The 14175-nt window shown below is 39.6% G+C and carries 14 protein-coding genes; 1 reads left to right on the forward strand and 13 read right to left on the reverse strand.

Annotated features, from left to right (window positions below):
* Positions 1-11: 11 nt before the first annotated feature.
* The 12 genes from GXK58_RS17300 to GXK58_RS17355 all read right to left on the reverse strand — a co-directional run bounded on the left by GXK58_RS17300 (position 12) and on the right by GXK58_RS17355 (position 12533).
* Positions 12-1325, reverse strand: coding sequence for an extracellular solute-binding protein (locus GXK58_RS17300; RefSeq protein WP_160724457.1), 1314 nt, complete (start codon positions 1323-1325; stop codon positions 12-14).
* Between the two features lie 108 nt (positions 1326-1433).
* Positions 1434-2219: a response regulator transcription factor gene (locus tag GXK58_RS17305; RefSeq protein WP_160724415.1), complete on the reverse strand. Its 786-nt coding sequence runs from the start codon at positions 2217-2219 to the stop codon at positions 1434-1436.
* Positions 2212-3963, reverse strand: a complete 1752-nt coding sequence (locus GXK58_RS17310; protein ID WP_160724416.1) for a sensor histidine kinase — start codon at positions 3961-3963, stop codon at positions 2212-2214. Before GXK58_RS17310 ends, GXK58_RS17305 begins: the two co-directional genes overlap by 8 nt.
* Positions 3964-4101: 138 nt before the next feature.
* Positions 4102-4704: a polysaccharide deacetylase family protein gene (locus GXK58_RS17315; RefSeq protein ID WP_160724417.1), complete on the reverse strand. Its 603-nt coding sequence runs from the start codon at positions 4702-4704 to the stop codon at positions 4102-4104.
* A 77-nt stretch (positions 4705-4781) separates the two neighbouring features.
* A complete protein-coding gene (locus GXK58_RS17320; RefSeq protein ID WP_160724418.1) occupies positions 4782-5765 on the reverse strand; it encodes an aldo/keto reductase in 984 nt (327 codons plus the stop codon).
* A gap of 39 nt (positions 5766-5804) precedes the next feature.
* On the reverse strand, positions 5805-6461 hold the full coding sequence (locus GXK58_RS17325; protein WP_160724419.1) for an SGNH/GDSL hydrolase family protein: 657 nt from the start codon (positions 6459-6461) through the stop codon (positions 5805-5807).
* A gap of 40 nt (positions 6462-6501) precedes the next feature.
* Positions 6502-7143: a ThuA domain-containing protein gene (locus tag GXK58_RS17330; protein ID WP_160724420.1), complete on the reverse strand. Its 642-nt coding sequence runs from the start codon at positions 7141-7143 to the stop codon at positions 6502-6504.
* A 24-nt stretch (positions 7144-7167) separates the two neighbouring features.
* A complete protein-coding gene (locus GXK58_RS17335) occupies positions 7168-7863 on the reverse strand; it encodes an SDR family NAD(P)-dependent oxidoreductase (RefSeq protein ID WP_160724421.1) in 696 nt (231 codons plus the stop codon).
* Positions 7864-7955: 92 nt separating this feature from the next.
* Complete coding sequence (locus GXK58_RS17340) at positions 7956-8411, reverse strand: VOC family protein (RefSeq protein WP_160724458.1); 456 nt, start codon at positions 8409-8411, stop codon at positions 7956-7958.
* 400 nt (positions 8412-8811) lie between these two features.
* The gene (locus GXK58_RS27720) at positions 8812-9003 is read right to left on the reverse strand and encodes a hypothetical protein (RefSeq protein ID WP_202171389.1); all 192 of its coding nucleotides are present in this window, start codon (positions 9001-9003) and stop codon (positions 8812-8814) included.
* A gap of 28 nt (positions 9004-9031) precedes the next feature.
* On the reverse strand, positions 9032-11080 hold the full coding sequence (locus tag GXK58_RS17350) for a beta-galactosidase (RefSeq protein WP_160724422.1): 2049 nt from the start codon (positions 11078-11080) through the stop codon (positions 9032-9034).
* A 205-nt stretch (positions 11081-11285) separates the two neighbouring features.
* Positions 11286-12533: an MFS transporter gene (locus GXK58_RS17355; RefSeq protein WP_237389707.1), complete on the reverse strand. Its 1248-nt coding sequence runs from the start codon at positions 12531-12533 to the stop codon at positions 11286-11288.
* Positions 12534-12646: 113 nt separating this feature from the next.
* Between GXK58_RS17355 and GXK58_RS17360 the strand changes: the two genes are divergently transcribed.
* Positions 12647-13270, forward strand: a complete 624-nt coding sequence (locus GXK58_RS17360; protein ID WP_160724424.1) for a YesL family protein — start codon at positions 12647-12649, stop codon at positions 13268-13270.
* On the opposite strand, the gene GXK58_RS17365 is transcribed toward GXK58_RS17360, so the two are convergent.
* Entirely contained in the window at positions 13263-14174 is a 912-nt protein-coding gene (locus GXK58_RS17365; RefSeq protein WP_160724425.1) for an ABC transporter ATP-binding protein, read from the reverse strand. The genes GXK58_RS17360 and GXK58_RS17365 overlap by 8 nt on opposite strands.
* Position 14175 lies beyond the last annotated feature (1 nt).

A 14175-nucleotide genomic window follows, 5' to 3' on the forward strand; every position in this document is an offset into this window, starting at 1 on the left:
CTTAGACTTATTTACCTTTGTTCTTCGGCAAGTGCATCCGCTTGTTGTTTAACAAAATCCCCCGGCGTCACTTGTTTTCCGAATAGAGCCGTAAGTAATTCATGGTGTAATTCGGAGACAGCCGGACTGGATTGAGTATCAAAATACGTAGTTACGTTGGATGCTTCGTTTATATCCTTTAAGATATCCATGTACATAGGGGAAAGTTTTAGTTTGGATGTGTCGACTTTTGTTGCAGGTATGACACCTGCTTCTGTCACAGATTTTTGTCCCCATTCCTTTACTAGAAATCCTACAAAATCTTTTGCTTCTTTCTTAACTTTTGAATCCTTTGCTACAAATAACCCTACACCTGGTCCTCCTACATAGCTGTTGATGTCAGTCCCTTTACCGCCTTCATACAGCGGGAATTTGAAGTAGCCAACTTTATCTTTAAATTCTTGCGGTACATCAGGGCTTGTTGTAAAGGCCGGTAATTGCCAAAGCCCCGTAAGGAACATGGCCGCCTTTTCATACATGAAATACGCTGCTGCATCATCATATGATAATGTACTGGCCCCTTTTACAAAACCTCCCAGATCGACTAAGTTTTGAACCTCTTGTGCTGCTTTTAAAATGGCTGGATCATCCATTTTTGCTTTTCCATTAATCACATCCGTTAAGATAGTAGGTCCGCCAATACGGTCTGCCAGATACATAAACCAGAAGGATGCTGGCCAGCCATCCTTTACTCCTACAGTCGCAGGGGTCTCTCCATTTTTCGCTAATGTTTTCACGACCGTTTTATACTCTTCAAATGTTTTAGGTACGTCAAGATTATACTTTTTGAAAATTTCCTTATTGTAAAAAACGTATGAAGTGTTCAATTCTAATGGCAGACCATACGTTTTTCCATTAACTGCATACGACTTCTTAACACCGGGGATGAACGCATGTGCAAGCGCTGGATCGTTAGTAACCACATCGTCCAACGGCTCTAACAGGCCGCCTTTTACATATGGCTTAATAAATCCATCTGACCACGTCATCCCAATGTCCGGTAATTCATTCGCTGCAGCTAATACTTTAAGTTTGTCTCTATATTGATCGGAATCTAAAATTTCAGTTTCAATTTTTACATTCGGGTGTTGTTTTTCGTAATCAGAAATAATATTCTTCACGATCGAAAACTGAGCATTTGATCCGCCTTCCGGCCATATATGCATAAATTTTATCACTGTCTTGTCAGTGCTTAAGGCATGTTCAATACCGGACGAACTTGATGAAGAACAGCCAGCAAGCAGTAACGAAGCAAGCAATATCAAGGAAATCAAAGTTAATGTCATTTTTCTTGCAAACAAAAGTTATTCCCCCTATGACCCTTCATTTGATTTTAGGTTAGTATTCTGATAGTTGTGAAGTAAGGTCACTAATACTAGGAAGATTCCACTGTTTTAAAATACCTTTTCATAATTGTTTTTACGATAGGCGCTTGGGGTTTCTCCTTCCATTTCCTTAAAAATCTTAATGAAATATTTAGCCGTTTTGTACCCTGATTCCTCAGCAATATCAGCAATTGGAAGGCTAGTCGACATTAATAATTCCTTAGCCCGCTGGATCCTCCGTCTTGTCACATATTCACTGAATGTCAGCTTTACATGATCTTTAAATAACACACTTAAGTAACTTGGATTTAAATGAACATGGTCCGCTACTTCCTTTTGGGTTAGTTCATTTTTTAAGTTATTGTTTATATAGTCGAGCGCTTCACGGATAGGTGACCGATTAGATGGGTTTTGAGCGCTCACATCAACGAGTTTTGTATCAACCACTTTTTCCATCATACCTGCCCGCTCTTGTTTGTCTACAACCTTTATAGCATCCTCGACCGCTTCAATAAGAAGATTTTTTCTAATAGGTTTCAGTAAATAGTTAATGACCCCTAACCGAAGAGCCTCATGGGCATACTCGAACTCAGAATAAGCAGAAATAACGATAATAACAGGAGACATATTTTGAGCCTTGATCACTTTTAGCAGCTCTAAGCCTGTCATTTCCGGCATGCGAATGTCTGTTAATAAGATGTCAACTTTTGAGTGGCGCATGATTTCAATCGTTTGTTCCCCGTTAGCGGCCGTGATTATTTGATACTCCCCGTTTGCCCATGTATCTAGTGTCTTCTTGAGTCCTTGCCGAGTTCTGGGTTCATCATCAACAATTAAAATGGTTCGTTTATACAACTTGCTTCGCCTCCATATTCACGGGTATTTCAAAAGAAATCGTTGTACCATGATTTACTTTACTAGTGATCGTCAACCCTCTTTTTATCTCTGCATGATAGTATAATTCCAGGCGCTTAAATACATTGGAAATAGCCATCCCATTTCCTTTCATTGAAGCGCCCCCGCCTTCCTGCATAGAGCGTTTTACAAAATCCAACTTGTCCTCATCCATTCCAGGACCATCATCATGTATCATTATTCCGAGGTACTGTTCATCGGTTGAAGGTTGAATCGATACAGTAACGGTACATGGTTTCACGGTATTCCCAGCGCCATGAAGCACCGCATTCTCGACCAAAGGCTGGATTAGTAATTTAGGTATTTTTACAGATTCCCACTCCGAAGCTATATTAAATTGCCAGTTTAATTGGTCTCCAAAGCGCATTTTCATAATTTCAAGATAATCTTCAATATGTTTGATTTCTTCTTTAATTGTTACCCAATCGCTATCGGTTTGTTTAGTGATGGTATAACGAAATAAGTTGGACATGGCAATGACTAAATCGGCTAGTTCTTCTTCCTCCTTATCATCAAGCGACCACCTGAGCGCATCTAAAGTATTAAAAAGAAAATGTGGGTTAATTTGTGCTTGAAGTGCCTTCAGTTCACTTTGACTGCGAATAATCTCTTTTTGGTAGACCATTTTTATCAAATGATTGGTTTCCTTTACCAACTGATTATAGGTACTGTTCAATTCGTTAATCTCGTTAACGGTTGGAACGTATGGATTCATAGATAAAGATCCTTCGCCGGCTTTTTGCATGGTCTTTGTCAGCTTAATGATCGGTTTTGTAATTATGGTTGAGAGAAAATAAGAACTGATAAAAAAGATAATAAATCCGATAATTCCCGAAAAGATAATACCCATTCTCAGGACACCAACCCCATCGGTAAGCGCTTTAACAGGCGTTAAAATAAATAGAGTCCATCCGGTATCTTTTGAAGACTGCTTTGTCACCATATAATCTTTCTGGTTTAAAGAAATAATCGACTGCTTAGAGTTAATAATCGGTTTAATAGACCCATCATAATTCGAGAGAATGGGCTTTAGATCTTTGTCTAGTAAAATAGAATATTGCTTGATATTGTTATTGTCTTGGTTAACCAATTGAAAATAGTTATGATAGATCCTAACAAGGAGATAACCGCCATTTGCGTAGTCATGACTCATAAGATTCACGCGTCTTACTGCTAAAATGTAATCTGAATTGCGCGGGTCTTCCCCAATCCAGACCAAACGTCCATTTGCTTCTTCTGCCTGCTGAATCCACTTGGTCCCAATTCTAGTAGTCAACCTAGTGTCATCATTCGGCAGCAAACGCCCCAGTTTTGTCGAATAAAACTCAAAAGAAAAGATTCCTTCCGTATTAGCTTGAAGGGTATTCACATTTGATCTGGCTTGCTGGAGTTCTGCGAAAGTAACCTTTTTCCCTAAGTAGGTGTTTGATAAAATGTCTTGAATTTTATCATTAGTCATAACCAGTTTTGAAGCAGTATTCACTTGTTCATATAGTGATTCAAGTCTTCCATTTGCTTCAATGGCTGTTTGCTGAATTTGTTTCTCCCCATTATTTTTCAGCATATTGGAAACCTGTTTAAAAGTTAAACTGCCTACAATTAATAAAACAATGGCCATGACGATTAAAAAGACTACTAAAATTTGATTTCTCATTGTATTCCATTTTTGTAATTTCGAAAGCAATTGGCCACCTTCTATCTAGGATGTTTTTTAGATAATAATAATAACTTATTTGAGTATAAAAATTAACTTTTTTTTATTGGTAAAACTAAAAAGGACTGCAAAATTTTCAGTGAATTTGCAATCCTTCTTTTACTAGTTTCATTTTAAGTTTAATAGCTCACTCACAGTTAGAAGCTGATATCCTTCGGATTTAAGCTCAGAGACAAGCGCCTGAACGGCTTGTATAGTTTGAGAACGATCACCATATCCATCATGAAAAATTAAGATACTTCCATTTTTCACAGAGTTTCTTGAGGCTGATAGAATATGTTCCATTCCTGGCTGGTCCCAGTCTTGTGCCTCTAAATTAACCGCACCAATCATAGAATAGCCCTTCGTCTCGACGACTGATATGGTGCCATCATTGTAATCAAAATAAGGAGGGCGGAAGGTAACTGGTTCTTTTCCAGTCAATTCCCTAATTAATTTCTCAGTTCTTTCAATTTCAGATAGACTTTCAGCAGGAGTTAACTCCGATAATTTGGGATGGGTATACGTATGATTGCCGATTTCATGTCCCTGTTCAGCCGCTTCTTTTACAAGTTTTTGATTTTTTTCCATTTGTTCACCAATCATAAAAAACGTTGCTTTTCCTTCTGCTTTTGCAAAGATCTCTAATACTTGTGGTGTATATGTAGGGTTCGGCCCGTCATCAAACGTTATGGCGACAGCTTTTTGAGATGTGGAAACTTCTGTAATCATGCTATGTATTCACTCCTAATAGACAGATATTATTTAAGCAAGCCCCTAGTAAAACTTACAACTAGGGGCTTAAATGATTAATAAGGCCCTCTAATAAAATCCCTGACCTTTTCCTGGTAAAAATTTTGAAGCTTATTCTTTTCTTCTTCCGTAAATGGTTTTGTATCCAATGCCAAAAAATTTTCCTCAACTTGTTTCACGTTCTTAAATCCAGGGATGATGCAAGTAATCTCTTTCTGGTCCAAAATCCAGCGCAGTGCCGCACTCGCCATGGATTGTCTATCTTCTGCAATCCATTTGAGCTGGTCCGCTAATTCCACACCTTTTTTGAAACCAAGTCCAGCAAACGTTTCGCCTACATTAAAAGCCTCCCCGTTTTCATTAAAGCGGCGGTGGTCATCTGCTTCAAACTCATGTGTTCTTGTGAATTTCCCTGTAAGCAGACCGCTGGCAAGCGGTAATCTCACAAGCAGACCCACACCTTTTTTATTCGCTTCAGGAATTAACTCTTCTAATGGCTTTTGACGGAAGATATTGAAAATGATCTGAAGGCTTTTGACATTAGGATGTTCCAAACAAATCAGGCCTTCTTCCACCGTTTCAACACTCACTCCATATTGCTTAATTTTCCCTTCCTGCTTTAGGCGGTCAAGTACTTGAAATACACTGCCATCGCGCAATATGTCTGTTGCCGGGCAATGAATTTGATACAAATCAATGGCTTCCCGGTTCAGGCGGCGGAGACTATCTTCACAATACGCACTTACTTTTTCATAACTGTAGGTATGCGGGTCAAAAATGTCTCCTTGTCTGCAGAACTTAGTGGCAATATGGATTTGATCTTCACGGCCCTTTGTTGCTTTGGCCAAAAGCTCTTCACTATGTCCGTCCCCGTATACATCGGCTGTATCAAAGAAATTAACACCTTGACCGATCGCATAATCAAGGGATTTTAAGGCCTCCTCGTCACTTGTCTTCCCCCAAGAGCCGCCAATTGCCCAAGTTCCAAAGCTTACCTCACTGATCTTAATCCCTGTATTTCCTAATTCACGATAGTTCATTTTCTTCATCTCCAATTAAAATTTTTAGTTTAGAAATGGTTAAGAGCGGTTCCACTCAAATCCGATTTCCTTTAAAAATGCCCTGGCCAATACCATGTGTCCTGCCGCGGATGGATGAACCCTGTCCCAGGCAATAGTTGCAGGATAGAGCTCTTTTAGTACTTCATTAAAAGCAGCCTGTGTGTCGACAAACAAGCTGCCGGTTTCCTCGGCAATTTTCTGAACGACTTTTCCATATTCGTCCATTGTTTGCCGCATCCGATCCTGTTCATTGCTTTCTATGTAAAACGGAGTCATGAGGACAAGCCCTTTTGTCAGCGGCTTGGTTTCATTCACTAACTTCCTGAGCGTTTCCTCATATTCATCCATATATACATGCCATTCTTTAATAAATGGCGTATCAAACTGTCTCCAAACATCGTTGATGCCAATCATAATGGATAACCAGTCGGGTTCTTGCTGAATGACATCTTCCTGCCATCTGTTCTTTAAATCTCGAACCGTGTTTCCACCGATTCCCTTATTGACCACTCGTATTCCCAATTCAGGATAAACAGCCTGCAGCAGTGCATCTACGTAGGAAACATAGCCTTTTCCTAACGCAGCGAATAGTCCCTCCCCTTCCGGCCTAGACCGTTCGCAATCAGTAACAGAGTCACCTATAAATAATAGTTTTTGAGCTGCTTCAAGCTTCACCTTTTTTTCCCTCCAAATCTATTAATCTTGTTAGTTACTATTATGCAGTAATCCAACTTACACAGTTTCCTAAAAGGCATAAAAACTCTGGATTCAGTAATCCCTCTTTGTTGTGGGCAGGAGTTAAACAGCATACCCTTCCCTCTCCAAAGTGATGGGACCACCCGGCAGGTGCATGGCCGTCAATAGAATCCGATATAAGAAATACTCCCGTACTCTCCTCCTCACAGTGAACAAAATAATGTTCATCCATGAATTCGAATGCGATTGGGTTAGTATTTATTTCATTACCCGGAACGGACGTATACTGAACCATTTGATGTTTTTCAGGATGATGAAGGAAATATCCTTTTAACATTTGTGTATAGGCACTTTCAGGAGAATAGGATGCTAGTCCGGAATGCCAAGCGAGCCATCCTCCTCCATTTGAAACGTATCTATTAATCTGTAAGGCAAGTTCCTCAGTCATCCAGTGGGTCGCTTTTTCCTCGGTTGGATTTAACCGATCCTCTTTAAATAGGATGACTGCATCTGGCTGCGTGGAAAGTTCATCCTCCAATTGTTCATAGGTACAAAATTTCAGTTGTAAGTCTTTGATTGTCTGCAATGCATTTTCCAACGATTCCTTAATCGATTCTGCTGGGTGATAATAATCCCCAAGCACGGCTGTTATTCTGACCATTTTAGACATCACACCTTCCGTTATTTAAAGAGGCATTGGATTTCCTTTTTGATTAATAAAAACATATTTACTGTCGATCGGATGTTTTTTTTCAATGATGTCAAAGATTCCATTGGCTGTATCGATTGGATTCCCGGGTGCATTTGCACCACCCATATCAGTTTTAATCCAGCCTGGATGCACGGAATAAACATCGATATTTTTCTCTTTTACATACTTGCTTAGTTGCTCCGAGAACATATTTAATGCTGTCTTTGATGAAGCATATGCATAGTCGCCGCCATAAGCGTTTTCAAAACTTCCTGCTTCTGAAGAAATATTGATGATGGATGAACTGTCCCCCATCATTAGGAGAGGAAGGAAATGTTTTACCACCCTGATAGGTCCAAAAAGATTCACATCAAAAGTCCTTTGTACTTGATCAATGTCTAATTCTTCAATCGTTTTATCGCGTTCTAACAATATCCCTGCATTGTTGATAATGGCATCTATCGTGCCAAATTGGTCTTTGACGGAATTTGCGGCCTGGACAATAGACTCCTCATTCACAACATCTAAGGGTAAAACCGTAATCGACTTTGAATAATCGAAGTTTGTTAAACGTTCCTCGCTATGATGTATATCCCTTACGCCTGCGAGAATATGATGGCCTCTTTCCGCCCCTATTTGAGATAAAGCTAACCCTAATCCTCTATTCGCACCAGTTATCAAAATTCGCATTACTTTTCCTCCCAGCAAATTAAATAGATTCTCCGCAGTAAGGAGAAAGGAAAGAGAAGAAATCTTTCCCCTCCTCTTTTTAGCAATCGAACTTAGTTATCATTTTCTAACAGTTCTAAAAAAATTTTTAAATCTTTGAAGGTATCCATATAGGCGTACCTGCCTCCGGTATACTCACCCTTTTGCATCAAAGGCATTTGATTTCTTTCCATCAATGTAATTTTTTCCTTCATCCCTTTTATGATAAAAGCAATATGGTGCGGACCTTCGCCATGCTGGTCGAGATATTCTCTCCAGGTGCTTGGATGCTCGTCGGGTTCAATTAATTCTAATTGAAGGGAACCCATATCAAAGAAGGCAAGTTTTGCACGTGCTTCAGTTGAATTCCCTTTAAATTCAGTCTCTGCCCTATCAACTGTATCGGTAAGACTCCAGCCTGGATTTTCTACACCAAAGAAATCCGCATATGCCTGGCTGGTTTTTTCAATATCATGGACAAGGATTCCGATTTGGGCAATGACGTTTGTTCCAAGTACATTTTTTTCAATCAATTGATTTTGCTGATCCATTAGTACATCCCCTTTTTCATTTCATCTAATAATGTTATAAACTATTAATTTAATGCGTGTCTCCTTTGGTGTCCTTGCCATCTCAGCAGTATTTTTAATTTTGGTAAGCGCATACTTTCAATCTTATATTTGATTATATCATCTCTCACTTTGTTTACGTAATCAACAAACTAAGTTTTTGTGAAAAAATTCTTTGGATAAGACCTAGGTTCGGACTCGCATCCTTCTGGATTCTTCAATACTGTCCGAACTGGACTCAGGTTCGGACACACAAGACTGCGAGAAAGCTATGTCAAGCCCTTCACTCCTAATTTTCTCGTCGATGTTCTATTCCTCCTTAGTGTGTGAACCCTATTATTAATTGACTAAAACCCGCTTTTTATCTCTGGCAGATGCTAGACAAGCATCGATTACTTTCATATTTCGAATAGAATCTTCCAATGGAAAGCTCCAAACCGCGGCTGGCAATGGCTAACACTTCACTAGTTTTAGAGCCTTTAATCGCAGGAATGACTGAATGGATGGCAATATTTGCACACCCTAACACACCCCATCGAAGTTTCTTTGTCATCTCAATATCCTCCTGTTTCTATTATCTTTTATGAAATCACTAGCACATCAAACGGCTTCATGGTAACTTTGTCTTTTAATTTGACCCCGGTTAGATGCTCTGTCGCCTCTTTTGCCAATTGTATTTCCTGGGGAGTATCGGCATAATTCAAGAGAAATACATAGGTTTCCCCATTCTGGTGTTCACGGATCGCTAACTCCACTTTTTCTGGCAGCTTCAGCCAGTCGACCGGCTGTGTCAGACCCGCTGCTTTGATAAGCTCTTCAGCCAATTGCAGGCTGAATACTCCGCCATAATAATAAGCAAATCCATTGCCGAAAGCATGTTTCACAAGTGCTGGTTTTTCAGCCATATAGCTATTTTTATATACAGCCAACACCTCCGCCCGAGCACTTTCTACCTTTAGTACTTCATTAAAACTTACAGTTGAAAATACTTTGGATTCTCCACCAGTCAATTCTATTTCGGGTGCCGTTTGATGAGGCCCAACTAACGTAAAGTCTTCAACCGTTACCCCGCACAGTTCACTCACATGGCCCGGAAACGGCATCATATAGCAGTGGCCATCTTCATTTTTATAGCCGGTACGGGCACCAAAGATCAGTTGTCCGCCTTGATGAACGTATTCTTTCAATAAAATGGCTGTTTCCTGTGTTAATATCGTTGGATGCGGATAAATCAACACCCTATAATGCAGCAATTCCTCCACATTTGTAGTCGATTTTATATAAAGAGCGTCGACTGGGATATGGTTATATTGAAGCGCTTTCACCCATGACGAAATACTATCCTGTTCCAATGCTCCATGCCAATGATCCAATTCTCCATCCCACTCATTATCATAATCCTTAAGAATGGCCGCCTCAGCCTTATAGTTTGCCCCCGCTAGTTTCTCTCCGATTTTATTGATCTCACCACCTATTACTCTAGCTTCTTCCACACGCCGGTTTGGACGGTTGTGATAATCGTTAATGCCATGCCAATAGATTTCCGTTCCAAATGCAGCGGTTCTCCAGCGGAAATAAAGTACCATATCGGCACCATGCGCGATCGATTGATAGGTCCACAATCTCATTTGACCTGGCTTAGGAGAAGGCTGCTCCATTCTGTTGACCCATCCACCCGGACCAGACTGCTGTTCAAACACAGCAAAGGTTGGGGAAATGCTTCTTACCGTACTTAAATTCCAGCTCCACTTTCTGTCCAAAAGAGGTTTTTCCCCTTTATCTGGATAAATGGTACTGAAGTTCGGATAGGAATCATAGGCGATAAAATCTAATAGCTCTTCGGTCATTTTATGATTATCTAAATGCCCAAAAAGGCCGTTAGTTGTTACCCACTGATTTGGCGCCGTATTTCTTAAGATTTCCGCTTGTAAAGCAGCAAATGAAATCGCACTATCCGAGATAAAGCGTTTTTCATCTAAATCCTGGTGAGGGTTCGGTGAATCACTCACAGTCGGCCTGGTTAAGTAAACTTGTTCCCAGTCCGTGTAGGTCTGGTTCCAAAAGACCGTTCCCCACGCTTGATTGAGCTTCTCTAACGTTCCATATTTACCTTGCAGCCAAATGCGAAATGCTTTATGGTCCGCTTCCGAATAAAATACATTGATTTCACAGTTTAATTCATTATCAATTTGCCAGCCGATGACTGCTTGATTATCTTTATAATGCTCCGCCATTTTCTGTACAATTTTTGTTGAGAGTTCCCGATAAATGGGCGAATTGTAGTTATAATGCCTTCTTTGACCATGCTGGTATTGAATTCCGTCCTGTGCTACGTTCAAAACTTCAGGGTACTTGTGTGTCAGCCAGGCTGGCGGAGTCGCTGTTGGTGTCCCCAATACGACCTTTAAGCCATGTTGACCAGCGAGTTCAATGGCACGGTCGAAGAAATCAAATGAATAGGTTCCTTCCTCCGGTTCAAAAATGGACCAGGCAAATTCAGCCATTCGTATAATCGAAAAACCCAATTCTCGCATTCTTTTATAATCATCTTCCCAAAGATTCTCTGGCCAATGTTCTGGATAATAACATACACCTAATTTAATATTGGATGCTTGCAGCGCTTTTGCCATGATTTGATTCCCCCTCATCAAGTTTTCTTAAAACATTGTTTGTTCGATAGCCAAATCAAGTATCTAACTAGCCGCCTATTGAAAAAAAAGATACAGCTTATATATTCTTTTATCATTAGACTTGTTCCTTCTAAATAGTAGTCTATTCTCTTAATTTTTTAATTACTGTGCTATAAAACATAGTCCTGGCTTTATTGCCACCTCCTTAAATACTTACTTTTTTCTTCAAATTCTCGTTTCTAGCCATTAATTTCGTTCTGAAACTTAATAAAATAATGCTTATAAGCATGGCAGCCAACGTCAATAAAAATGGGATTCGCGGATCGACTCTATAGGTGATCCCTCCAATAATGCCAGCAGGTGAGATAAATAGAAGTAAGATCACCTGAAGAATGGACGATACATTTGCCCGGCTATCGTCCTCCATAACGTTAGCAACGGCTGCTTCTAAGTATGGGGTGGACAACAGTAGACCTGTCGATGAAAGGATGGTACTGAAAATTATTTGAGTGATGTTTCCTGATTTCGCTGTTAGCACTAGTACAGAGGAAACCATCATAAAGGAAAAACCAATTCCCATGTAAAAGAAATTGAATTCTTCTCGAAATCGTGGGATCACAAATACTAGTAAAATAAGCATGCATACGGATGAAATAGCCGGAAAAACTCCTAGAAATGACTTCTCAAGAGCAAGCTCCTCAACTAAATAAATAGATAAATAAGTATTCTGTATGGTTAATTGAAATTGAAATAAAACATAAATCGAAAAAATTAATAACAGTGGATAATTATATAAGAGATTTCTTCCGGTTTTAACATAGTCGAACAAAGTTGATTTTAGTTTCATTTGTGAGGATTCCCGGCGCTTCTTCATACCAACAGATGTTTCGTGGGTTGTGAGATGGCGGATGATGAACATAGCAGTCATACTAAGACAAGCAACAAGGTACATCACGCGGACGCCCGAAATAAGCCCCATTTCACTTACCATTAGACCTCCTAGAGGAGCAAACAATCCTCCAACTACTGAAATGAATTGCAGTACGGTGTAAACCAACGACCGCTGGTTGGGAAGTGTATCTTCCACTATTAAACAAGTCCAGGCAATATGTGGAACTTTTTGAAAACCGTTTATGATGGCTGCAATCACAAAAAACCAAAAGTTTTGAGATACTGCCCAGATCAGGGTAGCGATTGACCAACTGAACAAATCAAAAATCAAAAGCGCGTTCTTCCTTCCCATTCTATCTGTCAGAAAACCGCTGATAAAGGAGGAAAAAATTTGGACGACAAGTCCTAAACTTGTAATCATGCCGATTTGCTTTTCATTAACCCCCAGCTCCAACATATAAAGTGAGGCATAAGTCACATATAAGCTATATGGGATAATAAACATTGGTTCAACTGCCATGCATGCTCTTGAATTCCCGCTAATTCGCTTAAACAAGCTCATTCCTCCCTCTAGTATGCGATAATTTAATTCACGTAACTTCTCTTCCATTTATGTATATTCTATGGTAATTTTAGAATTATAGGAATATTCTAAAATAAGGGTGGTATTTTGTTATGAAACTAGTTAAGAATAACTTCTACATAGCACTTGAAATCTTTTCAAACTTTCTACTCTTAAACCTGATCTGGTTCATGATGTGCCTGCCCATCGTTACTATTTTTCCTGCCACCGCAGCACTGTTTGGTGTTGTACGCCAATGGGTATTAAAAGAGGACTCTAGTGTCTTTCGTTCTTTTTTCAAATACTTTAAAGACAACTTTAAACAAAGTTTTCTATTAGGATTGTTATGGACGATTTTTGCTGGTTTGTTATATATGAACTTCACTATTATTAGTCAACTTGGCTCCATTGAAAAAATGTTCCTGATTCCATTCCTTTTCTTAGGAGGAGTATTACTTATTCTCTTATCGGTTTTCCTTTTCCCTGTCATGGTTCATTATCAATTGAATTGGATTCATATTTTAAAAAATTCTCTTATTCTAGCAATGAGTTACTTGCCTTTCACCCTTATGGGCATTGTGGCCTTACTATTAATGGGAGCTGCTTTTATCTGGCAGCCAATAACCTTTTTATTCATTTTCAGTATCGGTGCCTATTTTATTTTCTTTATTTCCAATATGATATTCAAAAAAGCAGAACAGATACGGTTTTCCATTAAAAGGGCGGGATCTAATTAAAAGATCCCGCTTTTATTTCATCAGGATGAAGCAACACAATTTTATCTTTTTCCAATTGAATCTGTATCTTATTCACATCTTTTAAGCCAATTGCTTCTAAATATTCCCGCGGAATTTGAACTCTTCCCGTTCTATCGAGTACCGCTAATTCTATATGTGTATCTTTTTGCTCCATATCCATGATTGGAGAATCCTTCCCATGAAATGATTCCTTTGAAAGTGTTCTTCGAATAATTTCACTGGACGTTCGCCCGTCACGAATAGCAACAACCCGATCCATCTTTTTCATCAACTGGGTATCATGCGTCACAATCACGATGGTGACACCAAGGGATTGATTGATTTCTCGAAAAACATCAAGAATGAGATCGGCTGTTTTTAAATCAACACTGCCGGTTGGTTCATCGGCAAGCAGTAAGCTCGGGTTGTTAGCCAGAGCAATGGCGATTGCCACTCTTTGCTGCTCTCCGCCTGACAGCTGGTCAAGCCGATGCTTTAAACGGTGGCTCATTCCCACTCCTTCTAAAAGTTCTTTTGCCCGTTCCCGCTTACGCCTTCCTCCTTTTAAGAGCATGGGTAGTTCCACATTTTCAATGACAGATAAATAGGGAATTAAGTTTCTAGCGTTGTTTTGCCATACAAAGCCAACCGTTTCCAATTTATATTTTACTATTTCTTGGTCGGACAATCGGAGCAGATCTTTGCCATCCACGATCAGTTGCCCCGCTGTGGGACGGTCTAAACCGCCAAGTAAGTTCAACAAAGTTGATTTCCCGCTTCCGCTGTTTCCGATTATCCCCATTACTTCTCCTTTTTCTACCTCTAGATCAAGGCCTTGCAAGGCGATTACCTCTTGTTCGTTTTCTAATTTATATATTTTTACTAAATCCTGACATCTAATCATC

It is taken from the genome of Bacillus sp. USDA818B3_A (genome assembly GCF_009928415.1).
In the GTDB taxonomy this organism is placed as follows: Bacteria; Bacillota; Bacilli; order Bacillales; family Cytobacillaceae; genus Neobacillus.

Coding starts and splice junctions, on each gene's coding strand:
- GXK58_RS17350 (WP_160724422.1), bottom strand. CDS start 11,080: ATGGCAAAAGCGCTGCAAGCATCCAATATTAAATTAGGTGTATGTTAT.
- GXK58_RS17360 (WP_160724424.1), top strand. CDS start 12,647: ATGAAACTAGTTAAGAATAACTTCTACATAGCACTTGAAATCTTTTCA.
- GXK58_RS17335 (WP_160724421.1), bottom strand. CDS start 7,863: ATGCGAATTTTGATAACTGGTGCGAATAGAGGATTAGGGTTAGCTTTA.
- GXK58_RS17315 (WP_160724417.1), bottom strand. CDS start 4,704: ATGATTACAGAAGTTTCCACATCTCAAAAAGCTGTCGCCATAACGTTT.
- GXK58_RS17355 (WP_237389707.1), bottom strand. CDS start 12,533: ATGAGCTTGTTTAAGCGAATTAGCGGGAATTCAAGAGCATGCATGGCA.
- GXK58_RS17320 (WP_160724418.1), bottom strand. CDS start 5,765: ATGAACTATCGTGAATTAGGAAATACAGGGATTAAGATCAGTGAGGTA.
- GXK58_RS17330 (WP_160724420.1), bottom strand. CDS start 7,143: ATGGTCAGAATAACAGCCGTGCTTGGGGATTATTATCACCCAGCAGAA.
- GXK58_RS27720 (WP_202171389.1), bottom strand. CDS start 9,003: ATGACAAAGAAACTTCGATGGGGTGTGTTAGGGTGTGCAAATATTGCC.
- GXK58_RS17365 (WP_160724425.1), bottom strand. CDS start 14,174: ATGATTAGATGTCAGGATTTAGTAAAAATATATAAATTAGAAAACGAA.
- GXK58_RS17300 (WP_160724457.1), bottom strand. CDS start 1,325: ATGACATTAACTTTGATTTCCTTGATATTGCTTGCTTCGTTACTGCTT.